General features: G+C 61.1%; 15 protein-coding genes. 9 read left to right on the top strand and 6 right to left on the bottom strand.

Annotation, left to right across the window (positions count from 1 at the left end; genetic code table 11):
• The first annotated feature begins 6 nt into the window (after positions 1-6).
• The gene (locus tag ACQZ2L_RS05810; RefSeq protein WP_430325183.1) at positions 7-609 is read left to right on the top strand and encodes a LuxR C-terminal-related transcriptional regulator; all 603 of its coding nucleotides are present in this window, start codon (positions 7-9) and stop codon (positions 607-609) included.
• 21 nt (positions 610-630) lie between these two features.
• On the opposite strand, the gene ACQZ2L_RS05805 is transcribed toward ACQZ2L_RS05810, so the two are convergent.
• Positions 631-2,229: a histidine kinase famiy protein gene (locus ACQZ2L_RS05805; RefSeq protein ID WP_430325182.1), complete on the bottom strand. Its 1,599-nt coding sequence runs from the start codon at positions 2,227-2,229 to the stop codon at positions 631-633.
• Positions 2,230-2,505: 276 nt separating this feature from the next.
• Between ACQZ2L_RS05805 and ACQZ2L_RS05800 the strand changes: the two genes are divergently transcribed.
• The 4 genes from ACQZ2L_RS05800 (at position 2,506) to dsdC (ending at position 6,997) form a co-directional block, all read left to right on the top strand.
• Entirely contained in the window at positions 2,506-3,123 is a 618-nt protein-coding gene (locus tag ACQZ2L_RS05800; RefSeq protein WP_430325181.1) for a glutathione S-transferase family protein, read from the top strand.
• A 179-nt stretch (positions 3,124-3,302) separates the two neighbouring features.
• Positions 3,303-4,646 carry a gluconate:H+ symporter gene (locus ACQZ2L_RS05795; RefSeq protein WP_430325180.1) on the top strand — a complete coding sequence of 448 codons (1,344 nt, stop codon included), beginning with the start codon at positions 3,303-3,305 and terminating at the stop codon, positions 4,644-4,646.
• Positions 4,647-4,672: 26 nt separating this feature from the next.
• Positions 4,673-6,028 carry a D-serine ammonia-lyase gene (locus tag ACQZ2L_RS05790; protein WP_430325179.1) on the top strand — a complete coding sequence of 452 codons (1,356 nt, stop codon included), beginning with the start codon at positions 4,673-4,675 and terminating at the stop codon, positions 6,026-6,028.
• 33 nt (positions 6,029-6,061) lie between these two features.
• Entirely contained in the window at positions 6,062-6,997 is a 936-nt protein-coding gene (dsdC, locus tag ACQZ2L_RS05785) for a DNA-binding transcriptional regulator DsdC (RefSeq protein ID WP_430325178.1), read from the top strand.
• A 46-nt stretch (positions 6,998-7,043) separates the two neighbouring features.
• Here dsdC and arfB read toward each other — a convergent pair whose 3' ends face one another.
• Both arfB and ACQZ2L_RS05775 read right to left on the bottom strand, forming a co-directional pair.
• The gene (arfB, locus tag ACQZ2L_RS05780; RefSeq protein ID WP_430325177.1) at positions 7,044-7,457 is read right to left on the bottom strand and encodes an alternative ribosome rescue aminoacyl-tRNA hydrolase ArfB; all 414 of its coding nucleotides are present in this window, start codon (positions 7,455-7,457) and stop codon (positions 7,044-7,046) included.
• A 309-nt stretch (positions 7,458-7,766) separates the two neighbouring features.
• The gene (locus ACQZ2L_RS05775; protein ID WP_430325176.1) at positions 7,767-8,315 is read right to left on the bottom strand and encodes a TetR/AcrR family transcriptional regulator; all 549 of its coding nucleotides are present in this window, start codon (positions 8,313-8,315) and stop codon (positions 7,767-7,769) included.
• A 184-nt stretch (positions 8,316-8,499) separates the two neighbouring features.
• On the opposite strand from ACQZ2L_RS05775, the gene ACQZ2L_RS05770 reads away from it, so the two are divergent.
• From ACQZ2L_RS05770 to ACQZ2L_RS05755, 4 genes are all read left to right on the top strand, one after another.
• Positions 8,500-9,714 carry an MFS transporter gene (locus tag ACQZ2L_RS05770; protein WP_430325175.1) on the top strand — a complete coding sequence of 405 codons (1,215 nt, stop codon included), beginning with the start codon at positions 8,500-8,502 and terminating at the stop codon, positions 9,712-9,714.
• Between the two features lie 136 nt (positions 9,715-9,850).
• Complete coding sequence (locus tag ACQZ2L_RS05765) at positions 9,851-10,489, top strand: LexA family protein (RefSeq protein ID WP_430325174.1); 639 nt, start codon at positions 9,851-9,853, stop codon at positions 10,487-10,489.
• Positions 10,490-10,803: 314 nt separating this feature from the next.
• Positions 10,804-11,436 carry a polysaccharide lyase family 7 protein gene (locus ACQZ2L_RS05760; protein WP_430325173.1) on the top strand — a complete coding sequence of 211 codons (633 nt, stop codon included), beginning with the start codon at positions 10,804-10,806 and terminating at the stop codon, positions 11,434-11,436.
• Between the two features lie 224 nt (positions 11,437-11,660).
• Positions 11,661-12,305: a helix-turn-helix transcriptional regulator gene (locus ACQZ2L_RS05755; RefSeq protein WP_430325172.1), complete on the top strand. Its 645-nt coding sequence runs from the start codon at positions 11,661-11,663 to the stop codon at positions 12,303-12,305.
• A 149-nt stretch (positions 12,306-12,454) separates the two neighbouring features.
• Here ACQZ2L_RS05755 and ACQZ2L_RS05750 read toward each other — a convergent pair whose 3' ends face one another.
• From ACQZ2L_RS05750 to ACQZ2L_RS05740, 3 genes are all read right to left on the bottom strand, one after another.
• Complete coding sequence (locus ACQZ2L_RS05750) at positions 12,455-14,461, bottom strand: MacB family efflux pump subunit (protein WP_430325171.1); 2,007 nt, start codon at positions 14,459-14,461, stop codon at positions 12,455-12,457.
• 2 nt (positions 14,462-14,463) lie between these two features.
• The gene (gene macA, locus ACQZ2L_RS05745) at positions 14,464-15,621 is read right to left on the bottom strand and encodes a macrolide transporter subunit MacA (RefSeq protein WP_430325170.1); all 1,158 of its coding nucleotides are present in this window, start codon (positions 15,619-15,621) and stop codon (positions 14,464-14,466) included.
• A 63-nt stretch (positions 15,622-15,684) separates the two neighbouring features.
• Positions 15,685-17,998: alpha/beta fold hydrolase (locus tag ACQZ2L_RS05740; RefSeq protein ID WP_430325169.1), on the bottom strand; the 2,314-nt coding region annotated here is incomplete at its 5' end.

Here is a 17,998-nt window from a genome sequence, read left to right as displayed (position 1 = left end):
CATTCCATGACATGCCGTATCATCATTGCCGACGATCACCCCATGTTTCGCGAGGGGATGCTGCGCACGGTGCAACGCCTGCTGCCCGAGGCTCAGGTAGAACAGGCCGGCGATCTCGACACGGTGCTGAACATGCTCGAAAGCGGCTCAGAGGTCGACACCCTGATCCTCGATCTGCGCTTTCCCGGCCTGACCTGCATCAGCCAGTTGGGTGACCTGCGCAAGCAGCTGCGGCGTACCACCTTGATCGTGGTATCGATGGTCGATGACCCGCTGTTGATCGAACAGGTGATGGCGATGGGAGCCGATGGCTTCATCGGCAAGAACATCGCGCCCGAGGAGATCGGCCAGGCACTGCTCGCCATCCGCGAAGGCGAGGTGCTGGTCAAGTTCGCACCCTCAGGGTTATTACCTCTGGACACCAACACCCTGACGACGCGCCAGCAGGAAGTGTTGCGGCTGATCGCTCAGGGCAAGACCAACAAGGAAATCGCCAAGGCCCTGGATATTTCCCCGTTTACCGTGCGCATCCATGTATCCGGATTGCTACGAACCCTCAACGTGCCATCGCGGGCAGCGGCAGCCGTCAAATACAGCGCATCCGTGTAAGTCAGCGCTGCCGGGACACGGTTACACGCCGCCCGGTGCATCCAGCACCATCCTCACCTTGCGGCCAAGTTCCTGCGGCAAGTAAGGCTTGGAAATCACCTCGAATTCAGACCCACCGATGTCGGTTCGCTCGATCGAGCTCTCCGCATAGCCAGTGGTCAGCAGCACCTTCATCGACGGATGCTGCAACTGCACCTTGCGCGCCAGAGTCACGCCATTGATGCCGCCCGGCATGATCAGGTCAGTGAACAGCAGGTCGAAGTGCAGCCCCTTCTCGAGAATCATCAACGCATCCTTGGCGTCATTGGCCACATGCGTTTCATAGCCCTGCTCTTCGAGGATCACCTGAGCCAGCTCGGCGACATCGGCGCGGTCTTCCACGATCAGGATGCGCTCATCACCGGTTTTGGACTTGAGCAAGCTCGCGCGCTCCAAGGGGTGCAGCTCGCTGGCATCGGCCGGGAAGTAAAAGCGCACGGTAGTCCCTACGCCCTCTTCCGAGTAGATCTTGACTGCGCCACCGGACTGTTTGGCAAAGCCATACACCATCGACAGCCCAAGGCCGGTGCCCTTGCCCTCGTCCTTGGTGGTAAAGAACGGGTCCATCGCTCGACCGCGCACGGCCTCGGGCATGCCCTCACCATTGTCGGTCACCGAGACGCAGACATAATGCCCCGCATGCAGCCCTTCATAGGACGCTCGCGCATCTTCGGTCACGATGACGTTCTTGGTTTCAATATTGAGTGCCTGGCGCTCATCTCCAGCCATGGCGTCGCGCGCATTGATGATGACGTTGAGCAAGGCGATCTGCGCCTGAGCCGGATCGATACGGCAGTTGTGCAATTCGTCATCCAGGCTGAGCGATACAGAGACACCATCGCCCAACGTCTGGTTGATCAACACCTGCGCGTCAGTGACGATCTGATTGATATTGATCACCCGGCCCTGCAGCGACTGCTTGCGTGAGAACGCCAGCAATTGCTTGGTCAAGGTATTGGCCTTTTCCACCGCTTGGGTGGCATGAGTCAGGCCCCTGACGATCCTGGCCAGGTCAGGCTGCTCCTTCTCGGCAGCCGACCTGGCCAACGAGACATAACCACCGATGACCTGCAGCAGATTGTTGAAATCGTGCGCGATGCCGCCGGTCAGCTGCCCCAGTGCTTCCATCTTCTGAGACTGGCGCAAGGCATCTTCCACATCTCGACGCCGGCTGACGTCCAACTGCGAAGCAAAGAAGTATTTGAGCTCACCGCTGTCGTTGTAGATCGGCGAGATGAACAGCGCGTTCCAGAACGAACTGCCGTCTTTACGGTAATTCAGTACCTCGGTGGAGAAGTCATAGCGCTGCGCGACAGCCTGGCGAATCGCAGCGATTACCTCTGGGTCGGTGTCCTTACCCTGCAGAAACCGACAGTTGTGGCCAATCAGCTCATCTTCGCCATAGCCGGTCATCTCCTGGAAGGCCTGGTTGGCGAAGATGATGGGATTGTCCGGCTGGTTGGGGTCCGTGACGATCATGGGCATGCGCGTGCTTTCGACGGCGGCGAAGAAAATGTCCTTCGGATGGCCCATGACTTCAGCAGTGAATCGATTGTCTACTCTAATTCCACTGGTCGGCACTGCGGAGTCCTCTGCGAAGGTGCGCTGGGGTCTGCAGATGGTTGCGACCCACGGTGGCGGCAGGGTCAGCAAAGCGCGCCCACATCCAGCCATTGCGGTTGGATTCCTGGGCGGGGGGAAAAGTTCGGTGATCTTGCAACCCACGCCAGGCGGCGTGCTCGTGGCCAAAAGGGGCTTGCATCAGTCTCAGCGGATGTGTCCAGACCGCACTCTGAATCCTCGCCCTGGTCTACATCGGCATCCCCGCTGACCTTCCCCAACTGAAGGAACAACACCATGATCACCCTGCATCACTTGAACGAATCGCGCTCCATTCGAACGCTCTGGCTGCTGGAAGAGATGGGCGTGCCTTACAAAACGGAGTTTTATACCCGAGATCGAGCGACCCATTTCGCCCCCGAGTCGCTGAAGGCCATCCATCCACTGGGCAAGTCGCCGGTGATCGAGCTCAACGGCAAGGTGGTTGCGGAATCAGGTGCGATTACCGAGATACTGATCGAACGTTACGCCCCGCACCTGGCACCCGCGAGAGACAGCGATGAGTACGTCGAGTACCTGCAATGGCTGCACTTTTCTGAAAGCTCCGCCATGCTGCCGCCGTTGCTTCAGGTGTTCATTCAGCGCGAGACGGCCGAGCTGGTTTTTCTGCCGAGCTATGCCCAGGCCGAGGGCAAGAAGATCTTCGCGTATCTGAATGACCAGCTGGAGAACAAAGACTACTTGGTGGGCGGCAAATTGAGCGGTGCTGACTTCATGATGTACTTTGTGGCCGAGATCATTCAGCGCTTTGACCGCAAGGGTGAATACCCGAACATCAAGAAATACCTGCTGAATCTTAAAGCCCTTGAGAGCTGGAAGAAGGCACAGGCGATTGAGGCCAATCACTACGCGTGAACTTCGACTTGGCCCCCGACAGGCTGCTGTCGGCAGGGGCCGAGTCCGTCAAATGATTCTGCACATAGGTGAAGTGCGTTCAGCTAGCGCCTGACGATTCATCGTTTGTCGCTGCCACCGGCCTGAAATCTAATCCATCGCAAACAACTAACAATAACTGCGATGGAGCAGGCCCACCCATGTCCCCTACTTTCTCCCTATTGATCCTCGCCACATCGATCCTGCTGATCGTCGTGCTGATCGGTAAATGCCGTATCCATCCCTTCCTGGCACTGATCGCTGCCAGTTTGCTCGTGGGTATCGGCACCGGAATGACTCCAACTGCAATCGTCTCGGCCTTTGAAAAAGGCATGGGCAGCACGCTCGGTTTCCTCGCTGGCATCATCGGCCTGGGCAGTATTCTCGGCAAGCTGCTGGAGGAGTCCGGTGGAGCCAAACGTATCGCGACCACGCTGTTGCGCTTGTTGGGTGAGCAGAACGCCGCGTGGGCGATGATGCTGGTGGGCTTTATTGCCGGGATTCCGGTGTTCTTCGAGGTCGGGTTTGTACTGCTGATCCCGCTGATCTATGTGGTTGCCCGGCAGACCGGGATCAACCTGTTGTACCTGGGCGTACCGCTGGCCACGTCGCTGATGGTGGTCCACTGCATCCTGCCGCCACACCCTGCGGCCACCGCCGTTACCGGCATGCTCAATGCGGACATCGGCAAGGTGATTCTGTACGGCCTGATCGTCGGTTTGCCGACGGCGGTGATTGCCGGGCCGCTGTGGGTCAAGCTGGCCTGCACTCGCCAGGCACCCGCTGGCCAGGCGCAATTTCTGGCCGACCGCAGCGAAGCCGTGCTCGACGATCACCAGGCACCGAGCTTTGCCATTGCGATGATCACGGTGCTGCTGCCGCTGGCGCTGATGGTCGGTAAAACCTTGGCCAAGCCATTATTGAGCAAAGGCTCGATCGCGTTTGAGTGGGTTTCCTTTGTCGGCAACCCGCTGATCGCGCTGGCCTTGTCGATTTGCTTCGCCTACTGGTCGCTTGGCTTGCGCCGAGGCGTGGGCATGGGCGACCTGCTTGACCTGACCCAGCGCTGTTTCCCGCCGCTGGCCGGCATCTTGCTGGTGATCGGTGCCGGCGGTGCGTTCAACGACATGCTGGTCGGCAGCGACATCGGTAAAGCCCTGGCGGACGTCCTAGGGCAGTCCAACATCAATCCGATCATCCTGGCGTGGTTGATCGCCGGCCTGATGCACTTCGCCGTCGGCTCGGCCACCGTCGCCATGATCAGCACTGCCGGCATGGTCCTGCCGATCCTCGGGCAGAATCCTCAGTACAGTCCCGAGATCCTGGTAATTGCCATCGGCGCCGGCGCCATCGGCTGGACCCACGTGACGGACTCGGCATTCTGGGTAGTAAAAGAATACCTGGGTATCTCCCTCGCTGAAGCCCTCAAGAAATTCACCGGCGCCACCGTGCTCGCCTCAGTGGCGGCCCTGGTCTTTACTCTGCTTCTTTCACGGTTTGTGTGATGACCCCTACTCCAAAGGCAGTTCCCATGATTCAAGGCAAAACCCTCGACGCCTGGTATGCAAGCCATCCGGTGATCAAGCAACTGGTCGCGCTCGAGCCGGTCAGCTGGTTCAATCCCGCTATCGCCCAGGCTTCGGTGGCCCTGGGAGATGTCGGCCTGAGCCTGGACGACGTCAAAGAAGCCAGCGAGCGCCTGCGCCGCTTTGCGCCCTATATCGCCAAGGTGTTCCCTGAAACCGCAGCAGCGGGCGGAATCATCGAGTCCGCAATCCAGCCGCTGAAGGCGTTGCAGCACGCGCTGTTGAGCGAGGCAGCCCTCCCCGACAGCGGCGCGCTGTGGCTGAAAAAAGACAGTGACTTGCCCATCTCCGGCTCGATCAAGGCCCGTGGCGGCATTCACGAAGTGCTCATGCACGCCGAAGACCTGGCCCTGCAGGCCGGTTTGATCAAGCTTGACGACAACTACGAAGCGCTGGCCAGCGACGCAGCACTGGCGTTTTTCGGCCAGCACAAAATAGCCGTAGGCTCCACCGGCAACCTGGGTTTGTCCATCGGTATCATGAGCGCCAAGCTGGGTTTCCAGGCGACGGTGCATATGTCGTCGGATGCACGCCAATGGAAGAAGGACAAACTGCGCGCCAGCGGCGTGACCGTGGTCGAGTACCAATCCGACTACAGCGTTGCCGTAGAAAACGGTCGCCAACAAGCGCAAGACGATCCGGCGTGCTACTTCATCGACGATGAAAATTCGCCGCATCTGTTCCTCGGCTACGCCGTGGCCGCCGAGCGTCTGGCGCAACAATTCAAATTGGCGCAGGTGCGGGTGGACGCCGAACATCCGCTGTTCGTGTCCCTGCCCTGCGGTGTGGGTGGCGGCCCCGGCGGCGTGGCGTTTGGTTTGAAGCTGGTGTTTGGCGATGCCGTGCATTGCCTGTTTGCCGAACCCACCCACTCGCCGTGCATGCTCCTGGGGGTATACACCGGGCTGCACGATCAGGTCAGCGTGCAGGACTTTGGCATCGACAACATCACCGCCGCTGATGGCCTCGCGGTGGGCCGCCCCTCCGGGTTCGTCGGGCGAGCGATGCAGCGCCTGATCGATGGTTACTATACCGTCACCGACGAAGAGCTTTACCGCCTGATGTACCTCGCCCATGAGCTGGAAGGCGTCAAACTCGAACCTTCGGCCCTGGCCGGCGCGCCTGGGATTGTCCGGGTGCTCGAGGACGCGCAGTATTTACAGCGCATCGGCATGACTGCGGCGCAGCTGGCCAATGCCACGCACTTGATCTGGGGCACCGGCGGCAGCATGGTGCCCGCAGAGGAGTACGCAGCGTATCTGGACAAGGGGCGCGCGTTGCAGACGACAACCCAGCGTTGATCGCTGGCGGTTGACTGGAAGAGGGATACCCGCATGGCAGCACTTGGCCTGACCAAAGCGCCCAAGCTCAGTGGCGCCCACCTGTCCAACCTGCACACTTTTCTGGTCGCCGCCCGCTACCTCAGCTTTGCCCGCGCCGCCGACGAGCTGTGCCTGACCGCCAGCGCGGTCAGCCACCGCATAGCGCGCCTGGAACAAGACCTGTCGCTCAAGTTGTTCCATCGACTGCCCAGAAAAGTCGACCTGACCGATGACGGCGAGCGCATCTTCAAGGTCATGCAGCAGACCATGGACACCCTGTCCGAAGCCGTGCAAGAGCGCGCAGGCACCCAGATCGGAGGCCAGCTGTGCTTCTACGCAAGGCCCTCCGTCGCGCAATGCTGGCTGGTGCCGAGGCTGGCTGATTTCAGCGCACGCTACCCAGGCATTCAACTGGATGTGCGGGTCGGCAACGAACCGATCGACTACCGCACCCGCCGCATCGACCTGGTGCTGTGCTACTCCAACGGTGTGCATCCCGGCCTGCAAAGCCTGCGCCTGATGCCCGAACGTATTGCGCCGATGTGCAGCCCGCAATACGCCGAGGCCCATGGCTTGATCGGGCACCCGGAGCGGCTGGCGCAGTGCATGCTGCTGCACGATGTGGCCGCGTGGGACAACATTGCCTTCGATGCAGAATGGCGACTATGGCTGGCTGCCGTCGGCAGCAGCAGCGAACTGCCAAAGCGCTTCATGACCTTCGACCGCTCCGACCTCAGCACCCTGGCCGCGATCAACCATGCCGGCGTCGCCATAGGCCGCGAGCAACTGGTGCGCAAGCGCGTGCAGGATGGCGAGTTGGTATTGCCTTTTGGTGAGTTCAGGGCGGTGTCCAATTACGGTTACTACCTGGTTCACCCGGCTCATGAACGCATGCCCAGACGGCTCAGGGCGCTGATCGATTGGCTGATTGAGCAAGCAGACGATTGATGTGCGTTGCGCACTGGGAGTCGTCAGCTATGTCCCGCCACCAGCTCTAGAAGTCCACCTTGCCCCGGCCCGATTTGATCGTGCTGCGCTTGGCTTTACCTTCGAGGCGGCGGGTCTTCGAGCCCAGAGTCGGCTTGGTGGGGCGGCGCTTCTTTTCGGTCTTGCCGGCAGCGATGATCAACTCGGCGAGCCGCGCCAGAGCGTCGGTACGGTTCTGCTCCTGAGTGCGGTACTGCTGGCCCTTGATGATCAGCACGCCGTCGCCGGTGATGCGGCTGTCACGCAGCGCCAGCAGCCGCTCCTTGTAAAACTCGGGCAGCGACGAGGCGCGGATATCGAAGCGCAGGTGCACGGCGCTGGATACCTTGTTGACGTTCTGCCCACCCGCGCCCTGCGCGCGGATGTAGGTCAGTTCGATGTCAGTGTCCGGCAGCTGCACGGTGTTGGAGATGATCAGCATGAGATGGCCTTTGTGGTTACGGCCATTATCACAGGCTCGGCGGCTCTCCCCTAGTGCGACAACCAAATCATTGAGTCAGCGGGAAGTCGGGCCGCCCTTGCAAGCGGCACGCAATCCTCCTGAGTTTGATACCTGCCAGCAAATCCAGAGAGGGCGCGGTCCCTGTAGGAGCGGCCTTGTGTCGCGAAAGGCCAGCGCAGCTGGCCCGGCGGTATCGGCGGCGAAGCTGAAAATGTGGGGCCGCTTCGCAGCCCTTTCGCGACACAAGGCCGCTCCTACAGAGAACTGCGTTTTGACGCATAGCAAGCGTCAAGATGACCCCTCGGATGCGGCCTGGGCGCTCGCTATCAATTGCCCAAGCCCTACCGCTGCGGTTTCCACTATTGCAATCAGCCTTTTTTCCTCCCACCCCTCCTTCGCTGCGGCTGAAAGGCCAAGCATGGTGACGGACACATAATCCGCAACCTGGCTGGCAGCCGGGATGCCAGATCCTTCGAGAAACGCCATCACTCTTGCCCGGTTTTCATCTGCGATCTGCTTGGCAGCAGTCCCCGCCTCGGTCGCTCCGGCCTTCGCATGTTCAAGGATGAAACAACCTCGGCGTTGCGGGTGCTCTGCGTAAGCGTGCGCGGCAGCTTTGAGCATGTTCAGCAGTGCGATCTGCGGTGATGTGCCCGGGATCAGCAGAGCATCGAGTGGCACCACCGTCGCGGAATAATGGCGCAAAGCATCGTTGAAAAACGCGCTTTTGCTGCCAAAGGCCGTATAGAAGCTCGGTGCAGTGATGCCGATCGCCTCGGTCAGCGAGGCGATGCTGACGTTCTCATAACCACGCTCGTGGAACAGATGCTGACCCACCTGGATGGCGTCCTCAAGCCCAAATTGGCGAGGTCGACCGCGAGATCGCTTATTTACGTTAATGACCATTACATAAACCGTTTACTTTGAGATTTGTGAATACTATAGTGGCTATTAACGTAAATATCCACGCCGTCAGCTAGCGCTCCACACGGCAGCCACTACGCCAATCGCAAGGAAAATCATGCAGCACTCACACTCACACAGCCTGTCCAATCAGGCTTCTGCCACGAGCTCCGGACTACCCATCGCAGCGCTGGCTGGCCTGGCGGCCGCCGGCTTCCTGTGCATCGTAACCGAGACACTGCCCGCCGGTTTGTTGCCCAGCATCGCCGCTGGCCTACAGATTTCTGAGGCCATGGCCGGGCAACTTGTGGCTGTCTACGCTCTGGGCTCGCTGCTGGCGGCAATCCCACTCACGAGCCTGACCCAAGGCATGCGCCGCAGGCCTGTGCTGCTGACAACGATCATCTGCTTCGTGATCGGCAACACGTTGACCGCGACGGCTGAATCTATCGCCGTCGTGCTGACCGCGCGGTTCATAGCAGGCTGCGCAGCAGGGTTGGCGTGGGGAATATTGGCGGGCTATGCGCGCAGCATCGTCCGCCCCGAGCAGACTGGCGCGGCGATGGCGGTCGCGATGGTTGGTGTGCCTCTGGCGCTGTCGCTGGGTGTTCCGCTGGGGACGTTCCTCGGGAGCCTGGTAGGGTGGCGCGGATCGTTTCTGATCCTATCGGCACTCGCTGCCCTGTTGATCGGCTGGATCATGGTGAAAGTCCCCGACGCTCCAGGCCGAAGCGGCGACAACCGGCTTTCTCTCGCTGCCGTCATCAGGACCAAGGGCATCGTGCCGATCCTGCTTGTCATCCTGGCCTGGATGACCGCCCACAACATTCTCTACACCTACATCGCGCCATTCTCCACGGCGTCGCAATCGCGGGTCGATCTTGTCCTGCTGGCGTTCGGCGTCAGTTCGCTGGTGGGCATATGGGTAGTCGGACGTCTGGTCGACCAGATGCTGCGCTCGATGGTGCTCGCTGCAATCGGTTCGTTCGCATTGACCGCTGTACTCCTGAGTGTCGCTGGCGAGCAGAGCATTGCGGTCTATGTGGGCGCGGTTGTCTGGGGACTGGGTTTTGGTGGCGCCGGCGCCATGATGCAGACCGCCTCAGCTGATGCCGCCGGCGATGGCGTCGACCTGGCCCAGGCCATGGTGACCACTGCGTGGAACCTGGCGATCGCAGCCGGCGGAGCTGTTGGCGGAGCACTCCTAACGCAGAGTGGCCCGTCAATGCTGCCGCCCGCTGTGGCCATCCTCGCAGTGCTCGCTTTTGTGATAGCACTGGCAGCACGTCGCTATGCCTTTCCGCCTGGAAATCGCACTCACCAAGATCGCTGATCGTCCGTGTGCGGCATGTCGGCGTAGCCCAATGAGTCCCGCCCCACTGATAACACAAGCTATAGCAAATGTTGACATATGTTATTTGAAGGCTCATAACGCGTGTTTCCCTTGGCGACATGACTAAAGTCCCGAAATGCTCAAAGACCGAATCCATCAACGCCGCACAACCCTTGGCTTGAGCCAGCAGCAGCTCGCAGAAAGATCAGGGGTGAGCCAAGTCACTATTCAGCACTTGGAGAGCGGACGAAACGCGACGTCGAAGAAGTTGCTGGAGATCGCCAGGGCGCTCGGCGTAACCGCGGAGTGGCTGGGCTCGGGGAAAGAAGCTCCTCCAGCAAGGAGCAATGTACAGTCGACGCACGTTCTGCCGGAGTCATACCAATATCCGGTGATCAGCTGGGTTGCGGCAGGCGCCTGGGCCGAAGCGGTAGAACCCTTCCCGCCTGGCTACTCGGACAGGTATGAAATGTCCGATTACGACTCCAAGGGCACTGCCTTCTGGCTTGAAGTCAAAGGTGACTCAATGACCTCCCCCGTTGGCACCAGCATCACGGAAGGCATGCTTATTCTGGTAGACCCGGAGGCTGAAGCGATTTCCGGAAAGCTGGTCATCGCCAAACTTTCCGACAGCAACGAGGCCACCTTCAAGAAGCTGGTAGAGGATGGCGGCCGCCGCTTCTTGAAGCCCCTCAATCCTGCATACCCAGTAGAGCAGTGCATGGAGGGCTGTCGCATTATCGGTGTGGTAGTGCGCGCCATGATCAAGCTTTAAGCGCTTACCCTGCCAAAGCCCAGCCATCGAGCTGGGCTTTTTTTCGCCCACTCGTATTTCGCCGCGCCCAGTTCTCAAGCATTGAGAAGCTTTGGCACGCAGGGGGCCCGCACGCAGCGGGTTTCCATGACGGGAATTATAACTTGAGTTATTGACGTCAAGAAAACTTGTATTATCATCAACTAATAACACAAGTTATGGCCGACCTCGGTAGCCATTACGCTCTGCCCAACCAGACGTGTCCACCTCGACGCACCCAGGCCATCCCATGCCCACGACGCGGCCTGGTTCCTATCCTAAACAAGGAGATCACCATGCACGCATTCGGCAACATCACCGCAAACGGCAGGGTTTATCTTTACCCAGCCGAACTGCCCAGCGACCTGCTCTGGGTCGACCAGAACGGCCACACCAACTACTGGTGCTCGGTCCAGGCTGGCACCAGCGGCAGTTCAAAGAACCCACGCACCGAGGGACGACAAACGCTGCCAGGCACCGCCGTGTCTTTCAACTGGCTACCGGGCAGCGCCAGGCACTCCATGGCCGGTCGGGTGCGGGTCGAGCAGGCGCCTTCCAGCGGCAAGGTCATCATCGGCCAGATCCACGCAGTCAATGCGCTCAATCCCTTCCTGATGGTGATTTGGTGGAATGGGTATGTGCGCATCGAGATCCGCGATGTGCCGCTCGGCGTCACCCGCACGCTGCTCAAGAAGCAGATGCCGCTGAGCCAAGTGTTCGACTACCGCATCCAGGTCGACGAACGCAGCCAGCTGACCGTGACGCTCGACGAGCTCAGCACCAGCGCGCCGGTGAATTCGAAGTGGAGCAAGTACCCTTTTTACTTCAAGGCAGGCGCTTATGTGATCGATAACAAAGGCGAGGCAAGCGAGGGGGGATGGGTGGTTTACGAGGCGCTTGACGTGATTGACGGGGTGCTGCCCGCTTGATCACAGAGCTGGGGGCAGGCTTCTTGAAGAGGATGGGGGACAGCATCTCATACCCGGCCACAGCAGTCGCCTGCCATAGAGGCCATTATTATGCCACTATTGCTACTTCATCTAACCGTCATTCAATCGTTGTACTAGGATAGCCATCACCTCCCGAATGCAGCCCAGGATGCGGGCCAACAGCCAGACGGGAAATCGAACCACCGGACCTCATGGACGACACGATGAATTCGCACCTGCTCTATCCACAAATCGGCAAAGTCATTGCCAGCACCGGCAGCCGTCAGTTCCCGCGCATGCTGCATGACCTGATCCAGGCCCACCTGACCATCGATGCCACGCACATACGCCTGCTGCCCGTGGCCCCGTCCGACCCGGACCCCAACGCGCCCGTGATCAACGAAACAGTGTTTTCCCCGTACGAGCAGCCCGACAGGGCCTTCAGCGACCCTTCACGCCAGCACCTGATTCGCCGCAAAGGCGACGCACGCTACGAAATCAATGTGCTGCGCGCTGACTCCACCTACGGTTTCTCGGCCTTTGAACGCAACCGCCTGGACGACATCTCGCCCCTGCTGCTGCCGATGCTGGAAAAGCACATCGATGCCCTGCAACCCGCACCCGAGCGCGCTACCCAGGAAAGCCTCGAGCAACGCTTTCTCGACCGCCTGGCGCAAACGGGGCTGAACCTGTCCCAACGGGAACGCCACGTGTGCCTTGGCCTGCTGGCCGGGCATACCGCACCAGAGCAGGCCGAGCGGCTCGGGTTGAAGGTGAATACGGTCGAAAGCTATTTACGCCGCGCAGCGATCAAGCTGGGCATCAGCGGTCGGCATTCTTTGATGCGCTGGATGTATACGGCAGTGTGATCTTGCCCTCGCATACACCCATCCCTTTCAAGGTCTCTGCATTTTCTGAATTTGTATCTGGCTTGAGACTGCCGGGGCCGCTGCGCAGCCCCAGCGAGCTCAAGACCAGTGCAATTTCAGAACATCTTGAAAGGGATGTCGCTTACACCTCAATCCCGCGCCAATGCCTCGATCGGGTCAAGCCGGGCCGCATTGCGCGCCGGCACGAACCCGAACACCACCCCAATCAACGTCGAACAGGCAAATGCCATCACGATCGATGCCGGTGAGAACACCATCTCCCACTGTTTGACGAACAACTCGAACAGGTAGCCAATCCCGTACGAAAAGCCGATGCCTACCAGCCCGCCAAACAGGCAGACCATCACCGCCTCCACCAGAAACTGCTGACGTATGTCCGATTGCCGTGCCCCCACCGCCATGCGAATGCCGATCTCGCGGGTGCGCTCGGTCACCGAGACCAGCATGATATTCATCACCCCGATGCCGCCCACCACCAGCGAGATCACCGCGATCAGCGACAGCAGCAGGGTCAGCGAGCGGCTGGTCTTTTGCACGGTCTGCATGATGCTGTCGAGGTTGTTGGTGAAAAAGTCCTTGGTGCCATGGCGTTGCAGCATCAGCTTGGTCACCTCCTCCTCGACCCGCTTGCTCGGCACACCGTCCTTGATGCGCACGCTGATACTGTCCAGGTGGCGTTGGCCCAGCACGCGGCCAGCAGCCGTCTCGTAAGGCACCCAGATATTCAGCTGGTTACTGGCGACAAACAGGTTTTTGTTATCGACGGTGACGCCGATCACCGTGCACGGCAGGTTACCCACCAGAATCACCTGCCCCAGCGGGTCAACGGTGGGGCCGAACAGGCGCTTGCGGGTGTTGTGATCGATCACCACCACCTGGGCCTGGCGCCGAGCGTCCTCGGCACTGAACACGATACCGGCGGCCAGAGGGATATTGCGCACCTGGAAATAGTGTTCGCTGACGCCATTGAGCTGCACGTCGACATCCAGGTTGCGGTAGCGCACCAAGGTGCTCTGGCCAATCACCGGGGTGGCGTTGTCGACGTAATAAAGTGCGTTGAGCGCCGTGACGTCGTCAGGCACCAGGGTTTGGATGGAATTGGCCCTGCTGTCGCCGAAGTTGCTGCCCGAATAGATATCGATGGTGTTGCTGCCAATCGCCTGGATGTCCTTGAGCACGTAGCCCTTGGCCCCTTCACCAATGGCCGAGATGGACACCACTGAGGTAATGCCGATGACGATCCCGAGCATGGTCAACAAGGTACGCATGCGGTGCGAGATCAAAGCGATCCAGGCCATCTTGAAGGCCTCGCGAAACATCCCCAGGCTGGCGACCAGGCGCCGTGCAGGCGCCGCGGCCGCTGCCGGCTCGGCTACCGCGGTGGGCATGGCTGCGGTGCTGCCCGTGCGCCGGTCGCTGACGATCTGCCCATCGCTGACCTCGATGACCCGTTCGGCATGCGCAGCCACCTTGGGGTCGTGAGTCACCAGGATCACCGTGTGCCCGGCTGCATGCAGTTCCAGCAGGATGTTCATCACCTCTTTGCCACTGGCGGTGTCCAGCGCACCGGTCGGCTCATCGGCAAGGATCACCTGGCCACCGTTCATCAGCGCCCGGCAGATACTCACCCGCTGCTGCTGGCCGCCGGACAACTGGCTGGGACGGTGCTGCAGATGCCCGGCAAGGCCGAGGCGCGTGAGCAGCTCGCGTGCCCGGTCGTGACGCTGCCCCTGTGGGGTGCCGGCATAAACTGCAGGAATCTCGACGTTGTGCAGGGCATCCAGGTGCGGCAGCAGGTGGTAGCGCTGGAAGATGAAGCCAAAATGGTCGCGGCGCAGCGCCGCCAGGGCATCGTCATCCAGCCTGCGCGTCTCTTGCCCGCCGACCTCGTAGCTGCCGCTGCTGGCGTTGTCCAGGCAGCCGAGGATATTCATCAGGGTCGACTTGCCGGAACCAGAGGCGCCGATGATCGCCACCAGCTCGCCACTGTGGATCTGCAGGTCGATACCTTTCAGCGCCAGGAACTCGCGGTCGCCGGCGAGAAAACTGCGGCTGACACCCTGCAGACGCAACAACGGCTCGCCGTTGCTGCAGGCAACGGCCCTGTGCGCACTCAGCTCGACATTCATATTCATGCTCACGCCCCTGCTTCGCCGGTCACCGGTTCGCCGATCACCACCCGATCACCTTCGGCCAAGCCATCCTTGATCTGCACTTTGACGTTGTTGTTGATCCCTGCCTGCACGTTGCGCAGGTGGGCAAAGCCATTGGCATCGAGCACTCGCACCGGGAAGCTGCCGTCGCCATTGCGCGCGCCCAGGGCTGCCACTGGTACAGTGAGCACGCCTTCGGCCGTGTCGAGCACGATGTGCACTTGGGCGGTCATCGAGATGCGCAGGCGATGCTCGGGGTTCGCTACCTCGAACAGCGCGTTGTAGAACACCGCGCCATTGGGCTTCGAGGCACTGCCATCGCTGTTGTCGGTGCTTTGCGCGTAGTTCTGCGGGGCAGGTTCCGTGCCGCGCAGCTTGGCGTGGTAACGCTTGTCTTCACCGAGGATGGTGAAGTACACCGGTTGGCCGGGGCTGATGTGGATCACATCGGCCTCCGACACCTGGGCCTTTACGGTCATGGTGTCGAGGTCGGCCAGCTTGAGCAGCACTGGCGCCAACTGGTTGGCGATCACGGTCTGCCCTTCTTGCGTGACGATGCCCACCACATGGCCGTTGATCGGTGCATTGATACGGGTGTAGCCCAGATTGACCTTGGCCGTGTCGATTTCGACCCGGGCACTCTGGATCTGTGCATCGAGCGAACGCACGGCGGCCTGCTGCACTTCGTACTCCGACTCGGCGTTCTCGAAGTCTTGGCGCGACACCGACTCGTCGGTCTGCAGTTCACGATAGCGCTCATAGACCCGCCTGGACTGCTTGAGCTGGGCCAGGCTCGAGCGGCGCTCTGCCTGCAACTTATCCTCGTCGACCTCAGCCTGGCGCAAGGTATTGCGCAGCACCAACGGGTCGATTTCGGCCAGCCACTGGCCCTCGCTGACCTTGTCACCCAGCTTGACCTTCAACGAGCGCAACTGGCCCGACACCTGGGCACCTACATCTACCTGCTTGACGCCCTGCAACGTGCCAGTGGCCAACACGGCGTTCTCGATGTCGCCACGTTCGACCGTGGCGGTAATGTACTGCGGCGGCTTGGCCGGGGCCTGGACGGCATACAACATGATGCCGGCGACCAGGGCTGCGGCGATGCCGAGGCTGGATTTGCGCAATCTGGACTTTTCCATGAACACTCACTATTTCTCGGGTTTCGCATCACCCGGCCCCAGTGGGGCCGGGAAGGCCCATGTTTAACCAGTAACCTTGCCGTGGTGCAGCGCCTGCCCGTCGTGCCACCAAGCCGCCAGGCTGAATACATCTGGCACCTTGAGGATGCTGAAGTGGTCACCAGGCCCCCGCCACAGCGCAAGTCTGGGCATCAGTTGCTGCCAACCGGCCTGCATGGCGGCATGCTCGCGAGCATTGTCCAAGGCATCCAGGCCTGGGTCATCCACCAGTACCAGGCCGACCGGCCCGTGGTAGGTCAACGTTGGCCGGTAGGCCGTGCGCAATGCCGTGGCGAAGGTCCGTACGGTGCCGTCCAGTGCCCCTGGCTGCGACCGCGCCGGCAGCAGTCCGACCCGCACCATGGCCGCGTGCAGCTGGCTCAACTGCTGGTCATCGCTGGCCGCGGCAAAGGCGACGGGGTCAATACCCAGGGCTTTGCCAGTGGACAGCTGCAACGCATCGATCAGCCGCTGCAGCGCTTCGCCCAGAGTGTAGGGCCGGCCGCAGGTGCCGCCCTCACCCGGCGCTTCGCTGTCGATCAGTGTCAACGAACGCACCTGCCGGCCCTTGGCCTCGAACCTGGCAGCCATGGCATGCGCCACCCAGCCGCCAAACGAATGGCCGACCAAGTTCAGCGGCCCTTGCGGATACAGCGCCTCGATGGCCTGCACATGGCAATCGGCAGCGGCCTCTACCGAAGTGTGCGGCACCGAACAGCCGTCCAGCCCCCGCGCCTGCAGGCCATACAGCGGCCAGTCCGGGCCCAGGGCCTCGGCCAGGCCAATGAAGCTGGTGACGCTGTCGCCAGCTCCCGGCACGCAGAACAACGGTGCATGCCCCTGCTGACCGTTCTGGATCGCCACCAATGGCTGATAAGCCGCGGCCTTGGTTTTGCTCGTGCCAGCCACAGCACCCAGTAGCTGGCCAAGCGCCTGACCGAGCGCGGCCACGTGGGGTGCCTGCATCATGCTGCGGTGGTCCCCCGGCACGCTCAGGATGACCAGGGCCTGGGACGGCAGCGTCTCGCCCCAGCCCAGTGTCGAATCGCTGTCACTGCCCTGATCGGCGCGCAGCAGGTGCACCGGCAAGCTCAACGGTGAAGGGCGGTAATGCGCCAGCGCATGGCCGTGCGCAAGTTCACGGCTGAAGTAGTGCAGCAGTTCCGCGTCGCTCATGCTCGCCCACAGCCCATAGAGCAACTGGTACTCGCGGCAGCTGACGAGCAGCGTGGCAAAATCGGCCTGACCGGTTTCCAGTTGCTGCAAGCGTGCCAGCTTATCGGCGCCTGCCGGGCCTTGCGTGCGCCAGAACGTGCTGCAGTTCAACAGCAACTGGCGCTCAAGTGCACGTGGCCCCTCCCAGCGCGCCTTGCCCTGGTCGGCCAGGCGCGGCACATAGGTATCGATCAAACCGAGGAATTCGACCTCCTCGTCCACACCCAGCAATTGATTAGCCATCTCGAAGGCCAATACGCCACCGAACGACCAGCCTGCGAGGCGATAAGGCCCCTGAGGCTGTACCCTGCGCATCTGCTCGATCTGATAGCGGGCCAGGCACTCGAGGGTCTGTGGCTGCGGTTGATCGGCCGGGATGCCGGGCAGCCCATAGAGGGCGAAATCACCGGGCAGGTGCTGGCCCAGCACTGGGAAGTAGAAATCCAGCCCGGTAAATTCGTGAACCAGAAACAGCGGCCTCTGGCTGCCCCCTGCACGCACCCGGATCACACCGCGGTGCGCCGCGTCAGGGTTGCCGAGTGTGGCCGCCAGCAACGCCACGCTGGGGTGCTGGAAGACATCGTTGATAGCCACCTGCAGGCCCGCCTTGATCATCTTGTCGACCAGCCGTATTGCCGCCAGGGAATGGCCGCCGAGCTCGAAGAAGTTATCGTGCCGCCCTACTCGCTCCACGCCCAGCAACTCGGACCAGATCGCGGCCAGCAGGGTTTCGGTTTCACCTTCAGGTGCTTGGTACACGCGGTTGTGTAGGGTCTCGGAATCGGGTAATGGCAAAGCCTTGCGGTCGAGCTTGCCGTTCGGGCTCAGGGGCAGTGCCTGCAGGTGGACGAACAACGCCGGCACCATGAAGGACGGCAGGCGCCCGAGCAATGCCGAGCGCAGCTCCTCCAGCGGGAACGACTCGCCCGTGTAGTAAGCGAGCAACTGCTGCTCATGAGCGATCACCACAACCTCCTTAACGCCCTCTATCCGCGTCAGGCAGGCCTGAATTTCGCCCAGTTCGATGCGCAAGCCGTGGATTTTGACCTGGTCGTCGTTACGGCCCAGGTATTCGATGTTGCCATCGGCCAGATGCCGCGCCAGGTCGCCAGTACGGTAAAGC

Source organism: Pseudomonas shirazensis, assembly GCF_050496565.1.
Taxonomy (GTDB): domain Bacteria; phylum Pseudomonadota; class Gammaproteobacteria; order Pseudomonadales; family Pseudomonadaceae; genus Aquipseudomonas; species Aquipseudomonas shirazensis_A.
This window is presented reverse-complemented; position numbering and strand designations above follow the sequence as displayed.